Raw genomic sequence first — 17,692 nt, 5'->3', positions numbered from 1 at the left:
GTCAGGAGGCCTGTTCGGCGCGCCAGGTGAGCTTGACGGTGAGGTGGCCCTCGGTGCCGGCCTTGGCGATGACGGCGCCTGCCTCGGCGGTCAGGCGGATGCCGAATTCGATCTCGACTTCCGCGGGGCCGGCTCTGCGGAAGGTGTCCAAGGCGGCTTCCGCGGCGGTGCGGACAGGGGCCAGGGCCGACTGGAGCGAGGCGGCGGTGGCGGTTATCACGTCGCCGGCGCGTGAGGCACGCCGGATGCCGGGGTCGTCGTGTTCTGAGATCTCTACCAGGACGTCGCCGCCGCCGGATAAAGGGAACGACATCAGTTCACTCATAGGTGGACCCCGGGGGAGGTGTGGGTGGGCTTACACGATGAATGACACGGATCGTAACGCTGCCGGCACGGGTTCTCAGGCGTCCGCGGCGGCGAGGTCGGCGAGAGCGTGGAGGCGTTCCTCGGTGGGGGAGCCCTTGGGGGCGGTGTAGGTGCACAGGCGCTGGCCGGGGTCGCCGGGGAGGGCGAAGGACTCGTAGGTGAGGGTCAGTTCGCCGACGAGGGGGTTGTAGATGCGTTTGACGCCGTGTTCGCTCTCCAGGACCGACTGGGTGTCCCACAGCGCGCTGAAGTCGGGGCTGGCCTCGGTCAGGTCGCACAGGACGGTGTGGACCTGGACGTCGTCGGGGTGGTGGCCGACCTCGGCGCGGAGGATGGCGACGACCTCGGCGGCCATGGCGGGCCAGTCGGGGTACAGCTTCCTGGCGTCGGGGTGCAGGAACACCAGGCGTGCGGTGTTGAGGTCGCGTTCCGGCAGGGTGTCGTAGTCGAACGCGATCCGGGACGCGATGCGGTTCCAGGCGAGGACGTCCATGCCGGGGCCGTGGACGACGGCGGGGACGGTGTCGTCCAGCGCGTCGAGCAGCTCGCGGATCTGGGGCCGCACCTCGGGACGGCGAGCGGTGTCGTCGCAGCAGCCGGTGCCGGTGTGGCGGCGGGGGAGGGTGATGTTGCGCAGGTACGCGTGCTCGTCGGGGGTCATGCGCAGCGCGCGGGCCACGGCGTCGACGACCGAGTCGGAGACGGACGGCGCGCGGCCCTGCTCGATGCGGGTGTAGTAGTCGACGCTGATGCCGGCGAGCTGCGCGACCTCCTCGCGGCGCAGGCCCCGCACGCGCCGCCGGGCCGGGCCGTCCGGCAGGCCGAGGGCCGCGGCGTCCAGCGCGGCGCGCCGGGTCTTCAGGAATGGCGTGATCTCTTCCGTCCCGTGCCCCATAGAAGCATTATGCGGTGGCCGGCGGGGTTGGGTGGTTCTGGCAGACCCCGGTTGAGCCGGGCCTGGTGGCGTTCGCGTGGCGGTTGGCAGGGTGGTGAACGTCCCGATCTACGGAAATCCTTTTGGAAGGCGTCACTTCATGAAGCGCAGAACCCTTGGTGGGACCGGCATATCGGTGAGCGAGTTCGCCTTCGGGGCGATGATGTTCGGCGACATGGCGAACAACGACGTCGACGAAGGTGTGCGGATCATCCACCGCGCGCTCGACGCGGGGATCAACTTCGTGGACACCGCCGACATCTACTCGGCCGGTGGTTCTGAGGAGATCGTCGGGAAGGCGTTGAAGGGCCGCAGGGACGACGTCGTGCTCGCCACGAAGGCGCACGGCTCGATGGGCCCCGACCCGAACCACGGCGGTACGTCGCGGCGGTGGCTGGTCCGCGAGGTGGAGAACAGCCTGCGGCGGCTCGGCACCGACCACATCGACCTGTACCAGATGCACCGTCCCGACCCGGCGACCGACATCGACGAGACCCTCGGCGCGCTGACCGACCTCGTGCGGGCCGGCAAGGTGCGGGCCGTCGGCTCGTCCACGTTCCCCGCCGAACTGATCGTCGAGGCGCAGTGGGTGTCGGAACGGCGCGGTCACGTGCGGTTCCGCACCGAGCAGCCGCCGTACTCGATCCTGGCCCGCGGCGTGGAGGCCGCCGTCCTGCCGACCACCCAGAAGTACGGCATGGGTGTGCTCACCTGGGGCCCCCTGTCGGCCGGCTGGCTCTCCGGCCGCTACCGCTCCGCCGAGGACCTCGACCCCTCCACCGGAGGCCGTACCACCATCGAACGCCACAAGTTCGACATCTCCTTGCCGGAGAACGCACGCAAACTCCAAGCCGTCACCGACCTCGCCAAACTGGCCGACGAAGCCGGCCTCCCCCTGCCCCACCTGGCCCTGGCCTTCGTCCGTTCCCACCCCGCCGTCACCTCAGTGATCATCGGCCCCCGCACAATGGACCAACTGGACTCCCTGCTGACCGGCGCCGACGTCACCCTCACCCCCGACGTTCTCGACCGGATCGACGAAATAGTCCCCCCAGGCACCGACCTCAACCCAGCCGACAACTACTACACCCCACCCGCCCTCACCAACCCGGCCCTCCGCCGCCGCTGACCTCGTCACCCCGTACATCACGCGACCCACGCCGGCCGTCCACGTTCCGGAGCCATTTCTGGTGAGCCGCGCCGATGAATCACGCTTGTCGTCAGCGCCTGCGTTTGTCGGTCTTTTGCGGATGTCCGGTCCCAGCCCAAGTGATCCATAAAGTGCGGTCAGGATCGTCGATGGCGTAACAGATGCGACCGCCGGATGTGGCCTCGTACTGCCACTGTTCCAGCACCTCTCCACCGATCTTGACTGTTCCGAGCGCGCCTTTGAGGGGGTGTTGGCGGAGGTCGACTCGCCGCGGTTCGGCAGTGATCGCCACCCATGCCCGGTCGAGATTCTCCACAGCGTGGACGAGGAGATGACTCCAGCCTTCTGCTGATTACCGGTTGGCGAAGCGGACGGACCACGGCTTAGGGCGAGGGACGTCCGCTCCCCGGCCGGTCATGGGAGGTCGCTCAGTGGACGCGGCACCTCGGCGCCGTCGCCAGGAAAGGGGCCTTGGAGGTCGCGCGCGAGCGCGGGGTCGCTCCAGACGATGGCAGTGGATCGCCAAGAGATCAGGGCACGGCTGAAAGGTATGAGTTCGCCGGTGTCCGCTCCAGCCAGGAGGTGAGCGAGAAGTTCCCGGACACAGGTTCGGCGTTCGTCTTCAGGCAGCCATGTCGCCCACGGCAGTTCCTCGATCAGAACCTCTTCGGCGAGGTCACGGTTGCGGCGGGCGAGAATCGCCAGTGCGCGGGCCGCGACCCGAAGGGTGGTGACTCCGGCTTCGAAGCGCTCAGCGCGCATCAAGATGAGGTTCTCGTCGTCCCTTCGTTCCAGCACCACGTCGGCATCGTCAAGAGAGGGGAGGATTTGAGAGGGCCCGCGCAGAAAGGTGCTGTACGGGAAGCTCTTCGTCGCCATGACTTGCATGCTATCTGAACTACTTCAGATAGGCCGTGTCCGCCACTTGTTCGTGTTCCTGGGACTCCAGATATCGGAAGGTCAGTCCCTCTGGCGCGTGACCGCCGCCTCGTCCAGCAGGGTGCCGACGGTGCGGGTGCCGGGGGAGGGGGACGGGACGACGGTGGCGTGGTGGAGGAGTTCCAGGCGGACCTCGGGGGCCTCGCCGGCCGCGGTGCGCAGGAGGAGGGACGTCTTGTCGGGGCCCGGGAGGGTGGCGATGCGGTCGGGGTCCACGGCCAGGGGGGTGGGGAGGGTGGGGGAGAGGGTGGCGGCGGTGATGAGGAGGTCGGGGTCGAGGCGGAGGAAGGCGGCGAGGGTCTGCTGGGCCGGGGTCGGGGTGGCGAGGCCGGCGGGGACGGGGGGTTCGAGTTCGGACTCGAAGTCGTCGTCGAAGGCGTCCTCGTCGCGTTCCCAGGTGCCGACGGCGGCCAGCCAGGCGATGTACAGGGGACGCAGGTCGCCGGAGGCCAGCTCGTCGCGCAGAGCGCTGAGGGGGTGCAGCAGATGCTCGTCGGCCTCGTCCCAATCGGCGTCCTCGTCCTCGCTGCGCAGGTCGAGCAGCAGGTGGTCGCCGGAGACCCAGGCTTCCACCTGCTCGTCCAGCAGGTACGGGTGCGCGGTGTCCAGGGGGAGGAGTTTCTGGGGGACGCGCAGCATGAGCTGGCGGGTGCCGTAGTCGGAGAGGTAGATGTGCGCGTCGTAGTGACGCTCCATCATCGCGCGGGGGTCGCCGGCGAAGTCGCCGCTCTCGTAGTGGTCGGTGAAGCCGGTGGGGCCGGCCTCGGCGGTGGCCGACAGGGCACGGACCTCGGCGAGCCGGCCGGGGGTGAGCGGGTGGTCCAGCGCCAGGAACTCGTAGTAGTGGTATTCGCCCATGGCGTGACCTGCCTCAGGTGGACGGGGACGGCGATCCGCTCGGCCGCCCGCGGACGGCGTGCCGTGGTCCAGGACGGCACGGTGACCGGCCCGTGGACTGCCTCGCGGTCACGCGCGCCGAGCATAGTGGAGGCGCGGCGGCGGCGGGATCTTCTCCGCCGGATCGGCCTTCGTCCGGGACGGTGTTCATGGGGGCCGGTGTCCGGTGAGACAGGGGGCGATTTACGATCCCGGAGTGAGGACGGGTGGGAAAGGTGGCGGCGTGAGCGGGAAGAAGGATGGTCGGCTGAACAAGAAGGTCTACGAGGCCGAGCTGTATCGGCTGCAGGCGGAGCTGGTGAAGCTTCAGGAATGGGTGCGGGAGGAGGGGGTGCGGCTGGTCGTGCTGTTCGAGGGGAGGGACGCCGCGGGGAAGGGCAGTGCGATCAAGAGGGTCAGTGAGTACCTCAACCCCAGGGTCGCGCGGATCGCGGCGTTGCCGGTGCCGAGCGAGCGGCAGCGTACGCAGTGGTACTTCCAGCGGTACATCGAGCATCTTCCCGCCGCCGGTGAGATCGTGCTGTTCGACCGGAGCTGGTACAACCGCGCCGGTGTGGAGCGGGTGATGGGGTTCTGCACACCCGACGAGTACGTCCGGTTCCTCCGCCAGTGTCCGGTGTTCGAGCGACTGCTGGTGGAGGACGGCGTCCTGCTGCGCAAGTACTGGTTCTCGGTCAGCGACGCCGAGCAGGAGCGGCGGTTCAAGGACCGGCTGGAGGACCCGATGCGGCGCTGGAAGCTGTCCCCGATGGACATGGAGTCGATCACCCGCTGGGAGGAGTACTCGCGGGCCAAGGACGAGATGATGGTGCACACCGACATCCCCGAGGCCCCGTGGTACGAGGTGGAGAGCGAGGACAAGCGCCGCGCACGCGTCAACATGATCGCGCACCTGCTCTCCACCATCCCGTACCACGAGGTCACCCGTCCCCCGCTGCACCTCCCCCCGCGTCCCCCGTCCACCGGCTACCGCCGCCTCCCGCGCAACGAACGCAACCGCGTCCCCGACCACGCCGCCACCCTCACCCCGCCGAGCTGATCCCCGCCTGCCCGAGGAGGAGAGGGCTGTGGCGCCGGCCGGGCCGCACACAGGGACCGGCTGTTCATGACGCCGGATCCGCACATCCGGGTGCCGGAGGTGTGCCGTGGTGAGTGGCGGTGAAGGTGCCGGCCGAGGCGGTCAGGTCTTGCGGGGCTCGCCGTGGTAGGTGCCGAAGGACCAGAGGTTGCCTTCGGGGTCACGGACGGCGAACTCCCGTGAACCGTAGTCGCTGTCGCGCAGCCCGTAGAGGATCTCCGCCCCCGCCTTGGTGGCCCTCTCGTACAGCGCGTCGGGGTCGTCGGTGACGACGTACGCGCCGAAGGTGCCGGGGGTGAGGCGCCAGTCGCCGGATCCGTCGGCGGACCCCAGCATGACCCCGCCGCCGAGCGGCCAGTTGAGCTGCGCGTGCGCGACCGTGTCGCCTTCGCCGTACACGGCGGTCTCCTCGAAGCCGAACGCCTCGACGAGGAACGCGATGAGCCGCCGCGCGTCATGGGCCTTGAGGGTCGGCCACACCTGTGGTGGTGGTGTCTGTGTCATACCCCTGACTGTGCCCGCGCCGATGACTCCCCGGCTTGGACGTTTCGGAACTCCTCCGCCAGCCACCGTGTCGGCGGACACCCCGCGAACTCCCTGAACTCGCGCACGAGGTGCGACTGGTCGTAGTACCCCATCTCGGCCGCCACATCGGCGAGCACCACATCTCCGGCCCGCGCCTGCACGGCACGCCTGGTCCGGTCGAACCGGACGACCCGCGCCGCGGCCTTCGGCGTGAGCCCGATCTCCGCCGCGAACCGCGTGCCGAGGTGCCGAGCGCTCCACCCCACCTCACGCGCCAACTCCTCGACCGTAACCATCCCCCCGCGCCGCGTCAGCGTCTCCCAGGCCCGCACGACCTCACGCGGCACCTGTCCGCCGTGGCCGGCCCGCCGCGCCAGCACATCGTCCAGCACCCCGAACCGCTCCCCCCACCCCGCCGCCGAGTTCAGCCGCTCGTACAGCTCACCCGCCGCCGGCCCCAGCAACGCCTCGGCGTCCACGTCGACGTTCGCCAGCTCCCCGGCGGGTACCCCGAACAGCGCACGGGCCGCGAGCGGGCTCACCCCGAGCTGCACCCCGGCCTGCCGTCCCTGATGGGTGATCAGCGCCGGCGAGGTGTGCAGCCCGCCGACCAGCGTGTCGTACCGTCCCGCCGCCTGGCGCGGGTCGGGGTGCGCGGTGATCTGCACCGGCTCCCGCAGCGTGAAGATCACCGTGAGGTATGGCGAGGGCAGGCCCCGGTGCGTCCCCGGGTCGTGGCCCCACTCCAGGTACCCGTGGTAGTGGTCGACCAGCTCACGCACCGGCCCCGAGGGGACCCCCGCCGTCATCTCCACACCTGTCACCTCCGTGCGCCACCTCCATCTTGCCTGCCGCCTCCGACGGAAACGTCCAGGTGATGCCGGTCCGCGGAAAGGCGCGCGGGGCTGTCGGAGGGTGTGGCTATGCTGCCCGGGATGGCAACGTGGACGGTGGGATGGCAGACGTGATCGAGAACGGTGTGGCGGGCCGGGCCGGTCTGAACGGTGAGGCCGGCGTGGCCGCTGAGGTCGCGGGCCGGGTGCTCGGCACCCAGGCCGCCTCACCGCTGTCGTTCTGGGTGGGGGTCGAGCCCGGCCGGGTGCTGCAGCTCGACGACGTGGTGGTGACCAGGCGCGACGTCCCCGGGGTGGGCCCTGTGCTGATCGCCGGGGTCGTGGTGGGGGTGGAGGCGCGGCACGAGGGTGCGGGGTTCGACTCCGACGTGTTCCTGATCGCCGAGGGTGCGCTGCCGGCGGCGGTCATGGAGAGCGCCGAGGTGCGGGTCACGCGCGTCGAGCCCGAGGTGTTCGTGCCGCCGGTGCCGGGTGCGGTCGTCTACAAGGCGGAGGAGGGTGACCGCGACCAGGCGCTGTACTTCGACGTGATGGAGCGGCGCATCCCGATGGGGCTCGGCCGCGACGGGTCGCCGCTGTACGTGAACTTCGACTTCCTCGACGGCACCCGCGGGGCCCACGTGTCGATCTCCGGGGTGTCCGGCGTCGCCACCAAGACGTCGTTCGCCACGTTCCTGCTGTACTCGATCTTCAACTCCGGGGTGCTCGACGCCGAGGCCGCCAACACCAAGGCGCTGATCTTCTCCGTCAAAGGCGAGGACCTGCTGTTCCTCGACCACCCCAACACGCGGCTCGACGCCGCCGCCACCCGTGGGTACGGCGCGCTCGGCCTGCCGGCCAGGCCGTTCGGCAGTGTCCACGTGTTCGCGCCACCCCGGCCGGGTGACGTCAACGGCGTGCCGCACGTGTCGGCGCGCACGCACGGCGTGGGGTCGTTCTACTGGACGCTCCGGGAGTTCTGCGAGCAGGAGCTCCTGCGGTTCGCGTTCGCCGACGCCGACGACGAGCGCGCGCAGTACTCTCTGCTGATCGGCCAGGTCGCGGCCCGCCTCCAGTCGTGGGCCGAGCCGGCGGGCCAGGGCGGCGCCGTCTCCGTCCGGCTGCCGGACGGCACCGCGACCCCCGTGTGCCGCACGTTCGCCGACCTGGTCGACGTCGTCGCGGGCCAGCTCACCGACGACGAGACCCGGAGCACCTGGACCGGCGCGCAGACCCCGCTCGGCACCGTCAACGCGTTCCTGCGCCGCCTGCGCAGCGCCGTACGGCCCCTGTCCCCGATCATCCGCGGCGACCTGCCGCCGGGCCGCGACCACTCGATCAGCACGTCCGACGCGCAGGTCTCCATCGTCGACCTGCACAACCTCCCCGACCGGGCCCAGCGGTTCGTGGTCGGCGTGGTGCTGCGCGGCGAGTTCGCACGCAAGGAGAGCAGCGGCACCGCGCGGCCCCTGCTGTTCGTGGTCCTCGACGAGTTGAACAAGTACGCGCCGCGCGAGGGGGACTCGCCGATCAAGGAGATCCTGCTCGACGTCGCCGAGCGCGGCCGTTCCCTCGGTGTCATCCTGATCGGCGCGCAGCAGACCGCCTCCGAGGTCGAGCGCCGCATCGTCGCCAACTGCGCCGTCCGCGTCGCGGGCCGTCTCGACTCGGCCGAGGCCACCCGGTCGGAGTACGGCTGGCTGCCGCCGGGCATGCGCGAGCGGGCCACCATCGCCAAACCCGGCACGATGTTCGTCGCGCAGCCCGAGATCCCCGTGCCGCTCGCCGTGACGTTCCCGTTCCCCGCCTGGGCCACCCGTCCCGCCGAGGCAGGCCCCCCGCCTGCCACCGCGCGGGCCGTCACCGCTTCGGCCGCTGATCCTTTCGCCGGCCTGCCAGGCGCCGACGACGACATCCCGCCGTTCTGAAAGGACCAGAGGAGTGAAGATCCTGCACACCGCCGACTGGCACGTCGGCAAGGTCCTCAAGGGACGGACCCGCGTCGACGAGCACCGCGCCGTGCTCGGGGAACTGGTCGACCTGGCCCGCCGCGAGGACGTCGACGCCGTCATCGTCGCCGGCGACCTGTTCGACACCTCGGCCCCCACCCCCGAGGCGCAGTCACTGGTGCTCCCCACCCTGATGCGGCTGCGCGAGGACGGCCGTGACGTCGTGGTGCTCGCCGGCAACCACGACCACCCCCAGCTGCTCGAGGTCTACCGGCCGGTCCTCGGCGCGCTCGGCATCCACGTCGTCGGCACGTTCCGCAGACCCGACCAGGGTGGCACGCTGGCGTTCCGCGCGAGGTCCGGCGAGGACGTCCGCCTCGCCGTGCTGCCGTTCCTGTCCCACCGGTACGTCGTGCGCGCCGCCGAGGTGCTCACCGGCGGCGCCACCGACCACAACCGCGACTACGCCGCGCGCATCGGCCTGCTCATCGGCGCGCTCACCAAGGGCTTCTCCGCCGGCACCGTCAACCTCGTCACCACACACGGCACCCTGCCGAGCGGCACGTTCGGCGGCGGCGAGCGCGAGGCGCAGTCCATCTTCTCCTACTACTTCGAGGCCACCGCGTTCCCCGTCTCCACCCAGTACGCCGCGCTCGGCCACCTGCATCGCCGCCAGCGCGTCGCCGGCCCCTGCCCCATCTGGTACAGCGGCTCGCCGATCGCCGTCGACTTCGGCGAGGAACGCAACACCCCCGGAGCCCTGCTGGTGAACGTCGAGCCCGGCCGTCCCGCCGTCGTCCTCGAGGCCGCGATCACCTCGGCCCGCGCCATGGCCACCGTGCGCGGCACCCTCGGCGAGCTCGAGGCCATGGCCCCGGGGCTTGAGGAGACCTGGCTGCGGGTGGTGGTCGCCGAGAAACCCCGGCCAGGTCTCGCCGAGACCGTGCGGAGCATCCTGCCCGGCGCGCTGGACGTCACGCTGGACGAGCGGTTCCGTCCCGTCCGGGCCGTCCGCGCGACCGGCGGGACCGCCACGCGCGGCCCGATGGAGCTGTTCCACGACTATCTCACCGCCACCGGCCGCGGCGACGAGCAGGTCGAGAAGCTCTTTCACCGGCTGTACGACGAGGTGAGCGGCTGATGCGTCCCCTGCTGCTCCACCTGGACAATTTCGGCAGCTTCCGCGAGCCCGCCACCGTCGACTTCACCGACGTCGACTACTTCGCGCTGGTCGGCCCCACCGGCGCCGGCAAGAGCACCGTCATCGACGCCGTGTGCTTCGCGCTGTACGGCACGGTGCCGCGCTGGAACAACGAGAACGCCATCGCGCACGCGCTCGCGCCGTCCGCCGTGGACGGCAAGGTGGCCCTGGTGTTCGAGACGGGGAACCGCCGGCACGCCGTGGTCCGCGCGCTGCGCCGCGACGCGCGCGGCCGGGTGCACACCCGCGAGGCGCGCATCGACGAGCTCGACCCCGAGGTGCCGGCCGCCGCCGGGCTCACCGAGGTCACCTCGGCGGTGCTGCGGCCGGTCGCCGAGGGGGAGGCCGTCGCCGCCGAGGTGCAGCGCGTCACCGGCCTCGCCTACAAGTTCTTCACCCAGTGCGTCGTGCTGCCGCAGGGCAGGTTCGCCGAGTTCCTGCACGCGCAGCCCCGCGAACGCCAGGACCTGCTGGTGCAGCTCCTCGACGCCGGCGTGTACGACCAGGTGCGCGAGCGCGCCACCCGTGAGGAGGCCGTCGCCAGGCAGGCCGCCGCGCTCGCACGCGACCAGCTCACCCGGCTCCCCGACGCCGACGAGGCCGCCGAGCGTGCCGCCGCCGGCCGCCTGTCGGCGTTGCGCGGCTTCGCCGGCGCCGTCAGGACCGATGTCGAGACATTGCGCGGCCTGGACGACGCGCTGCGCAAGGCGTGGGAGCAGCGCACCGAGGCGGCCCGCCGCCTGGCGCCGCTCGACGCGCTCGCCATGCCCCGCGAGGTCCCCGTGCTGGCCGCGACCCTGCGCGACATCGGCGCCGAGGTCGAGGCCCGCGCCGCCGAGCTGCACCGGCTGGACGCCGAGGAGCAGCACGCGCACGAGGAGCTCGCCAAGCTCGGCGACAAGGCCGCGCTCACCGCCGCGCTGCGGGCCATCGACGAGCACGAGCGCCTCACCGCAGCGCACACGCGCGCGGTCTCCGACGCCGAGCGTGCGGCCGGTGAGCTGAGCCGTCTCACCGCCGAGGCCGCCGACGCCGCCACCGCGCTCGCCGCCGCCGAACGCGACCGCGACCGCCTGCGCGACGCGCACGCCGCCGCCGACATCGGCGGCAGGCTCATCGTCGGCGAGCCGTGCCCCACGTGCCTGCGCACCGTCACCGAGCTGCCCCACCACCCCGCGCGCACCGACCTCGGCACCGCGCAGCGTGTGCTGGCCGCGGCCCTGCGCGCCGCCGAGGAGACGAGGACCCGGCACGGCTCGGCCGTCACCCGCGCCGCCGTCGCCGCACGCGACGCCGACGAGCTGGCCGCGCGCATCGCCGGCGCACCTCCGCCGGGAGACAGGGACCAGATCGAGGCACAGCTCGACGCCGTCAAGGCGGCCGAGAGCACCGCGGCCCGCGCGCGCAGGGCCAGGTCCGCCGCGAGGTCCGCGCACGACGACGCGCGGCGCCGCGCCGACGAGGCCCACGCACGTTCCGAACGCGCCTGGCGTCACCTCGACACCGCCAGGGACACCGTCGTCACCCTCGGCGCGCCACCGGTCGACCGCACCGACCTGCGTGCCGCCTGGGCCGGCCTGCTCACCTGGCGCGACCGCGCCGCCGCCGACGAACGCGCCGCGCTCGCCGCGCAGGACACCGAGCTGGCCCGCATACGCGCCGAGCGCGACGCCTACCGCGTCCGGCTCCTGAACCGACTCGCCGAGCACGACATCGCCATCGCCGGCGACCCCACCCCCCAGGCCATCGCCGAAGCCGTCGTCACCGCCGTCACCCGGGCCGAGGCGCGGCTCGAGCGCATCAAGGAGAACCGCCGTCACGCGCGGGAACTCGCCGAGCAGGCCGCGGCCAGGGACCAGGAGGCCCGCGTCGCGCACGAGCTCGCGCAACTCCTGCGCGCCGACGCCTTCGAGCGCTGGCTGTGCGCAGAAGCCCTGGAGCTCCTGGTCGCCGCCGCGTCCGACACCCTGCGCGAGCTGTCCGACGGCCAGTACGAACTGGCCCTCGGCACCCGCAACGAGATCGAGGTCATCGACCACGCCGAAGCCGGCATGCGCCGCAACGTCCGCACCCTCTCCGGCGGCGAGACCTTCCAGGCGGCCCTCGCGCTGGCCCTGGCCCTGTCGGAGCAGGTGGCAGGCATGGGCACCACCCGCGGCCTCGACTCCATCTTCCTCGACGAGGGCTTCGGCACCCTCGACCCCGCCACCCTCGACACCGTGGCCGCCACCCTGGAACGCCTCGCCACCAGCGGCGACCGCATGGTCGGCCTCGTCACCCACGTCCCGGCCCTCGCCGACCGCGTCCCCATCCGCTACGAGATCACCCGAGACCAGAAAGGCTCCCACCTGAGAAGGGCCACCACATGAGGACCCCCACACGGCCTCCCTCGGCGACACCGGTTCTCTCCTCGCGGCAGGCGGCCACATGACCACGGGCCGCTTCACCGTCGACCCCTGGGACCCGTCGTACGGCGCCGCCATGGACCACGACGCCGGCGCCGGTCTGGAGACGACCACCGCCGAGCTGGACCTCGGTGTGGAGCTGCCTCCTGCCGAGTGGCGTCCCATCACGCCGTCGCCGGACACCCCTCTCCCCGCTGTACTGCTGATCGCCGACGGTGTGCGCCGGGTCGACGCGCGCGTCTGGACCCACCCCGGCCCCGACGGCGGCATGCCGTCCCCCGGCATCGCGGCCTCCGCCGCCGCCGGCATCGTCCGCTGCGCTCCCGGTGAGCCCGCCACCCTCGCCACCGTGCAGGTCAGCCGCTCGGTGTTCAGCGCCGCACGGGACACCCCCGACATCGTCACCCCCGCCGCGACCTACACCTCCCGCCGCGCCGCGCTCCCCACCGCCGACCACCTCTCCCTGGCGCTCCAGCAGCACCTGGCCGAGCTGGAGGTCGACCTCGCCATCCGCCACCGCACCGAGGCACACGACCCCGACGACCTGCTGCTCGTCGACGGCCCTCTACGTGGCCGCACCCACCTCCCGAGAACCGTCGGCTACGTCAAGACCCACCACACCGCCTACCTCCCCCCACCCCAGGCGGCCGTGGTGTCGGCCCTGACCCCCGCTCAGCGCACCCCGGTCTTCCTCATGGGCACAAGCTGGCGCCGCCACACGTGGTACCTCCGCCTCCCCGTCCGCTCCACCACCCCCTGGTCCGGCGTCGTCCGCTGCGAGACCTCCGCCGACCTGTTCCCCGACCAGGTGACGACCCTGGCCGACACCGTGACCCTCACCCTCCCCCCATTGGCAGGCGTCGACTACAAGGACCCCCGGGCCCCCCAGAACCTCGTCCCCATCGGCGGCCTCGAAAAACTCCTCCGCCACCGCCTCGGCGACCCCCGCCTCCTCTACCGCTCCCTCCGCACGGCCGCGACCCGCGACGTGCCGGTGCCGGTGACGTCGCTCGAACGCAGCAACGGCGGTATCAGCAGCCGCGCCGCACCTCTCCGGTAGAGCGCCGCCGGACGCCCCACTTCTGGATACCGACGCTCACCGGTCGGCACCAAGAACGACTCCGCGTGGGTCACTTTGCGGCGGAAGTTGCTGGGGTCCAGCGCCACCCCCCAGATCACCTCGTACACGTGACGCAGGTCGCCGACGGTGAACGGCTCGGGACAGAAGGCCGCGGCCACTGTGCTGTACTCCAGCCGTGACCTGGCCTGCTCCAGCGCGTCCCTCAGGATGACGTCGTGGTCGAACGCGAGTGTTCCCTGCGAGTCCACCAGTGATGTGACGGGGATCCAACGTGCGGCTCGTGCGTCTGTACCGGCCGTCGGAAGGGGGAGTTCCGGGCCGAGCGCCAGATAGGCGACGGTGATGATCCTGCCGCGGGGATCACGATGCGGGTCGCTGTAGGCACGCAGTTGTTCCAGATGGAGGCGCCGTCCGTCGATCCCCGTCTCCTCGTCCAGTTCGCGCAGCGCGGCCTCGTCCAGAGTCTCCGCGTCGCGTACGTACCCACCAGGCAGGGCCCATCGGCCGAGGTACGGCTCGTTGCCTCGCTCGATCAGAAGCACCTGAAGGGCATCCTGCAGGACGGTGAAGATGACCAGGTCGACGGTCACGTACATGGAGGAGTGCTCGGCGGCTCTCCGGGATTTCTTGATCACGTCGGCCAGCCTAGCTAAAGGTCGCATTGACTTTAAGTGGTCAGGATGATTAAAGTCATTTTTACCTAAACTCTGGTGTCGGAGGCGGCATGGTGCGACCACAGCAGCGCACGGCGTACACCGCGTTGCATGAGCGGGTCCGGCACGACGCGGCGACCCGCAGCCTCTGCGCCGGCGTCTACGTCGATCGTGATTTCCGGGACCTGGTGATCCGTGACGTGTACTGCGATGTCAGGCATCGCGTGTCCCCGGCCTACGGCTACGAACTGATCCCGGTCGTCAGGCACGCCTGGTGGGCCTGGATCCTGGAGACCGCGCGGTACGCGGTCGTCCTTGTCGTCCTGACGCTCGGGTTGTTCCATGCCGCTCCGGCAGTAGTGATGATGTTGACCGGCCTGGCGCTGTGCCACATGGCACGGATCGCGTACCGGAGTTCCCGGGTGGCGATCCCGCTCAAGGTCAAGGCGCTATGGCACTCGTGGCTGCGTCGAGCCAGATGGAACAGCGACGCGGCTCAGGCCAGAGAGCACACCCGCATGGTTCAGATCGCACTGTCGAGTTGCCTCGGCCTGCTGCTGGTGCCACTGCTGGTCGCCTGGATCGCGGGCATGTCGCTCGCAGAGGTCGTGAGGCAGTCCGCCGTCCTCACCCTGCTGTGTGCCGCGATCACCGCGGTGTCGGGTGCGGTCAGAAAGGTGCTGTTGAATCGTGCGCGTGGCCCGGTACTGGACGGAGTACCCGGCGCACGGCTGACGGTGATCAACGACCAGGAACGTCATCCCTGCGTGGTGTACTCAAGGACGCGCTCCGTCACGGAGGCCACTGAGGCGGTTGTGCGGGCGGACCCGTTCGACCAGCCGAGCATGTTCTTCGGTGCGGGAAGGCTCGTCCATCGCTGGATGCCGCCCTTGGTGATCCGTCTGTTGCCCAAGGCAGGTCAGCCGGCGGATGGTCTCTGGGAGGACGGGGCGCCGTTCAAGGCGCACGAACTGGTGGATCACCTGCGGGCGAGGATCACGGACCTGCGGAGGATCGAAGGACTCGCGAGCCTGCGCGGCCTCAAGGTGAGCGACCGGCTGTACGTGGCCGAGGAAGACGTCGCCGTAGGGCCCCGGGAATGGCTGAGGGGGGAGCCACCCACCCCGGAAGACATCAACGGCATCATCGACCGGCACTTCACGATGTTCCACCACTTTCTGGAGATCCGGGTGAGCGACACCGGCGAGGTCGTCACTACCGTCTTTCTCCGGGTCACGGTCAAAGGTCGTGCTCTCAGCCTGGACTTCGCGGCGTGCGCGCTGACGCGCACACCCGTTGAGTACCACCTGACCGATGCGCTCACGCCGGACGGCGCCAGAGGTGTCGTCCGGTCGGCGCTACGCGGTGTTCAGGACCTTCCGCGCACGATCTATGAGACGTACCGCCTCGTGAGGGTCCCTGTGGTGCTGGTGCGCGCCGCTCGTGCGCGGAACCCGCGATCCCGCGCGGCACGGCGCGGCGCGACGGTGGGTCCTCTGCTCAGCATCCGGCAGCTCAAGTCGGCCACGTGGCAGGACTCGCGCTTGGATCAGTTCACCATCCAGGACCACATCAAGATCATCGAGCAGCACCTTCTCAAGGCCGCCGAGGACTTCCTGACGGAGAAAGGCCTCGACACGTCGGCGTTCACGTCGCAGGCGACGACGATCATCAACAGCGGCGTGCTGAACATGGGTGGGAAGACGGAGATCAATCAGGCTGCCGTAGGTGCCGGAGCCGAGTTCCGCATAGACACACGCCTCGGTGACGGCGAGGGCTGAATTCCCGAATGAGAAGGAGCGTGGAACGTGCGCGGTGACGTGAACAACTCCGGGATCATGACAACCGGTGGACGGACGACCGTGACGAATTCGGCGGTGGGGACGGGGGCGGTACTCCACATCTCATCCGGAGGTAGCGGTGGACAGGATGAGACGCGGAAGGCCGATGTCGGGGTGATCACCGCCTTGCCCGTCGAACTGAGAGCGGTTCGTGACGTGCTCGGACTCAAGCGAGTGACGGGTACGGAGATTGCTTTCCACGAGGGCGATGTAGAGGTCCGCGGCCGGATCACGCGAGTCGTGGCGCTGCGAGCGGTTTCCCCGGGGCAGCGTTCGACCGTGGCGGCGTTCAGCGATCTCCGGCAGCACTACAGCCCGGCGGTCGTGGTGCTCACCGGCATCGGCGGTGGCATTCATCCGACTGTAGGACTTGGCGATGTGGTGGTGGCCACTCATGTCGTCTACTACGACGCGCGGAAGGAGACACCGGATGGGACTCGGCACCGCGGCGAGGGCCCGGCCGCACCCGCTTCCGTCGTTCGTGCGGTCAACTCCTTCTTCGACGACCATGAGGTACCGGCTGCTCTTCAAGTAACGGCCCCGGATGGGGTCACCAGGAGTTTCACCGTCTCGACCGGGCCGATCGGGTCCGGAGAGGCGGTGATCACCGACTCTCGGTCGCCGATCCGTGAGTTCGTTCAGACGTACAACGACAAGACATGTGCGGTCGAGACAGAGGCCGGCGGGTTGGTGCAGGCGTTCTACGAGCAGTCGGGCCCGGGCAAGGTCGGCGGGTGGCTGGTCGTGCGGGGGATCTCCGATCATGCCGACGCCGGCAAGAGTGACGAGCCGCAAGCGGTCGCGGCGAGGCACGCGGCCGAGGTGTTGCGGCGGTTGTTGCCGTACCTCCCGACGGGCCGTCCTGCGGTCGGGGACTAAAGGGGGCGATCCGGTGGCGGACGGAGGCGGACGTGGACACCTTCCTGTCTGACCTGCTGAGTTCCCTGCTGGCGACGGTGCTGTCCGTTGGAGCGGGATGGGTCGCGGCTCGGTGGCTGAGGGAACTACCGGTTCTGCTGCTCGGGTGGCTCACCGGGCTCGGGAAGGTGCGGGTGCATCGCGGCCAGAGAAAGGCCAACGATGAGCTTCCCGTGGTGCTGAGCCGGGCCCGGTGGGTGAAGGTCCTGGCCGGAAGAGGTAACGAGATCACTCGTGACGGCTTCGGAGTGCTCTGGGACAAAGGTGGCGACTCCCGGCTGGAGTTCGTGGAGATCCTGCTGCCGGACCCCTCCGCGGGGGCGGGGTCCTGGTTGTCCCGGCGGGAACTGGAGATGCGCCGGGTCGACCCCGGTTTCACGGCAGGGCTGCTCGCCGATCAGGTGTGCCTCAACGCGGTCTACATCCAGCAGTTGGCGCGGCGCAGCGGCAAGGTGCGGCTGCGGTTCTACGACCTGCCGAACCTGCAACGCGTCATCTTGACGGATGAGGTGGCCTACCTCACGGTCTATCGGAGTGACGAGCACGGCAGGAATTCGCCGTGCCTTGTCGCGCACCGCCCCGGGCCGCTGTACGACTACGCGGAGAACCTTTTCGCGGCGGCGTGGGACAGCGGTGTGTCGGCCGAGGTCCGGTGACGGCCGCGGTTGTGCGAAGGGACGTGGCGGCTGTAGTGGGAGACGGTGGCCGGCTTGATCTGGCCACTGGGTGACGTCGCCGTGGCCTGTGTGCGATGCGCGGGGGACAAGACGCTCGCTCGGCGCAGTACAGCAGACGGGTTGCGGTCGGAAGATGTCTCCGTGTGCCACCTGCGGCGGGTTTGCCGGTGCTCTTTCACCGAAGCGGAGGGAGGGGCTCGGTGGAACGGCCTTGGAATAGGGCCGGAGTGAAGAGGCTTTCGCAC

17 protein-coding genes are annotated in these 17,692 nt (G+C 70.4%); 9 read left to right on the top strand and 8 right to left on the bottom strand.

Features of this window, described 5'->3' with window-relative positions; translation table 11 throughout:
* Position 1: 1 nt before the first annotated feature.
* Positions 2 to 325, bottom strand: a complete 324-nt coding sequence (locus tag BJ992_RS21960) for a CU044_2847 family protein (RefSeq protein ID WP_184983947.1) — start codon at positions 323 to 325, stop codon at positions 2 to 4.
* 75 nt (positions 326 to 400) lie between these two features.
* Complete coding sequence (locus BJ992_RS21955) at positions 401 to 1,261, bottom strand: helix-turn-helix transcriptional regulator (protein ID WP_184983945.1); 861 nt, start codon at positions 1,259 to 1,261, stop codon at positions 401 to 403.
* Positions 1,262 to 1,400: 139 nt separating this feature from the next.
* On the opposite strand from BJ992_RS21955, the gene BJ992_RS21950 reads away from it, so the two are divergent.
* Positions 1,401 to 2,429: an aldo/keto reductase gene (locus BJ992_RS21950; RefSeq protein WP_184983943.1), complete on the top strand. Its 1,029-nt coding sequence runs from the start codon at positions 1,401 to 1,403 to the stop codon at positions 2,427 to 2,429.
* A 91-nt stretch (positions 2,430 to 2,520) separates the two neighbouring features.
* On the opposite strand, the gene BJ992_RS21945 is transcribed toward BJ992_RS21950, so the two are convergent.
* From BJ992_RS21945 to BJ992_RS21935, 3 genes are all read right to left on the bottom strand, one after another.
* Positions 2,521 to 2,766, bottom strand: a complete 246-nt coding sequence (locus tag BJ992_RS21945; protein WP_221474929.1) for a hypothetical protein — start codon at positions 2,764 to 2,766, stop codon at positions 2,521 to 2,523.
* A gap of 98 nt (positions 2,767 to 2,864) precedes the next feature.
* On the bottom strand, positions 2,865 to 3,329 hold the full coding sequence (locus tag BJ992_RS21940) for a hypothetical protein (RefSeq protein ID WP_184983941.1): 465 nt from the start codon (positions 3,327 to 3,329) through the stop codon (positions 2,865 to 2,867).
* Between the two features lie 81 nt (positions 3,330 to 3,410).
* The gene (locus BJ992_RS21935; protein WP_184983939.1) at positions 3,411 to 4,247 is read right to left on the bottom strand and encodes a hypothetical protein; all 837 of its coding nucleotides are present in this window, start codon (positions 4,245 to 4,247) and stop codon (positions 3,411 to 3,413) included.
* Positions 4,248 to 4,509: 262 nt separating this feature from the next.
* On the opposite strand from BJ992_RS21935, the gene ppk2 reads away from it, so the two are divergent.
* The gene (gene ppk2, locus BJ992_RS21930) at positions 4,510 to 5,325 is read left to right on the top strand and encodes a polyphosphate kinase 2 (protein ID WP_184983937.1); all 816 of its coding nucleotides are present in this window, start codon (positions 4,510 to 4,512) and stop codon (positions 5,323 to 5,325) included.
* A gap of 141 nt (positions 5,326 to 5,466) precedes the next feature.
* Here the strand turns inward: ppk2 and BJ992_RS21925 are convergent, their stop codons facing one another.
* Together BJ992_RS21925 and BJ992_RS34375 are read right to left on the bottom strand one after the other, a co-directional pair.
* Positions 5,467 to 5,868, bottom strand: a complete 402-nt coding sequence (locus BJ992_RS21925; protein ID WP_184983935.1) for a VOC family protein — start codon at positions 5,866 to 5,868, stop codon at positions 5,467 to 5,469.
* Positions 5,865 to 6,713, bottom strand: coding sequence for a helix-turn-helix domain-containing protein (locus tag BJ992_RS34375; protein WP_221474928.1), 849 nt, complete (start codon positions 6,711 to 6,713; stop codon positions 5,865 to 5,867). Before BJ992_RS34375 ends, BJ992_RS21925 begins: the two co-directional genes overlap by 4 nt.
* 131 nt (positions 6,714 to 6,844) lie before the next feature.
* Between BJ992_RS34375 and BJ992_RS21915 the strand changes: the two genes are divergently transcribed.
* The 4 genes from BJ992_RS21915 to BJ992_RS21900 are packed head-to-tail and all read left to right on the top strand — an operon-like array spanning position 6,845 to position 13,337.
* Entirely contained in the window at positions 6,845 to 8,650 is a 1,806-nt protein-coding gene (locus BJ992_RS21915; protein WP_246496742.1) for an ATP-binding protein, read from the top strand.
* A 13-nt stretch (positions 8,651 to 8,663) separates the two neighbouring features.
* A complete protein-coding gene (locus BJ992_RS21910) occupies positions 8,664 to 9,812 on the top strand; it encodes an exonuclease SbcCD subunit D C-terminal domain-containing protein (RefSeq protein WP_184983933.1) in 1,149 nt (382 codons plus the stop codon).
* Positions 9,812 to 12,241, top strand: coding sequence for an AAA family ATPase (locus BJ992_RS21905; protein WP_184983931.1), 2,430 nt, complete (start codon positions 9,812 to 9,814; stop codon positions 12,239 to 12,241). The genes BJ992_RS21910 and BJ992_RS21905 overlap by 1 nt, the downstream gene beginning before the upstream one ends.
* A gap of 58 nt (positions 12,242 to 12,299) precedes the next feature.
* Positions 12,300 to 13,337 carry a hypothetical protein gene (locus BJ992_RS21900; RefSeq protein ID WP_221474927.1) on the top strand — a complete coding sequence of 346 codons (1,038 nt, stop codon included), beginning with the start codon at positions 12,300 to 12,302 and terminating at the stop codon, positions 13,335 to 13,337.
* Here the strand turns inward: BJ992_RS21900 and BJ992_RS21895 are convergent.
* Positions 13,232 to 13,954 (bottom strand): NUDIX hydrolase, encoded by a 723-nt coding sequence (locus BJ992_RS21895; protein ID WP_184988675.1) that lies wholly within the window; start codon positions 13,952 to 13,954, stop codon positions 13,232 to 13,234. The two genes, BJ992_RS21900 and BJ992_RS21895, sit on opposite strands and share 106 nt — an antisense overlap.
* Positions 13,955 to 14,082: 128 nt before the next feature.
* Here BJ992_RS21895 and BJ992_RS21890 point away from each other — a divergent pair, with 128 nt between their 5' ends.
* From BJ992_RS21890 to BJ992_RS21880, 3 genes are read left to right on the top strand one after another with little or no spacing between them, the layout of a single operon-like run.
* Positions 14,083 to 15,792, top strand: a complete 1,710-nt coding sequence (locus BJ992_RS21890) for a hypothetical protein (protein ID WP_184983929.1) — start codon at positions 14,083 to 14,085, stop codon at positions 15,790 to 15,792.
* A gap of 27 nt (positions 15,793 to 15,819) precedes the next feature.
* Complete coding sequence (locus BJ992_RS21885; protein WP_184983927.1) at positions 15,820 to 16,731, top strand: phosphorylase family protein; 912 nt, start codon at positions 15,820 to 15,822, stop codon at positions 16,729 to 16,731.
* Positions 16,732 to 16,763: 32 nt separating this feature from the next.
* On the top strand, positions 16,764 to 17,426 hold the full coding sequence (locus tag BJ992_RS21880) for a hypothetical protein (protein ID WP_184983925.1): 663 nt from the start codon (positions 16,764 to 16,766) through the stop codon (positions 17,424 to 17,426).
* Positions 17,427 to 17,692: the final 266 nt, after the last annotated feature.

It is taken from the genome of Sphaerisporangium rubeum, from assembly GCF_014207705.1.
Lineage (GTDB): Bacteria > Actinomycetota > Actinomycetes > Streptosporangiales > Streptosporangiaceae > Sphaerisporangium > Sphaerisporangium rubeum.
Note: the sequence above shows the minus strand (reverse complement) of the source record. Positions and strands in the feature narration are given on the sequence as shown.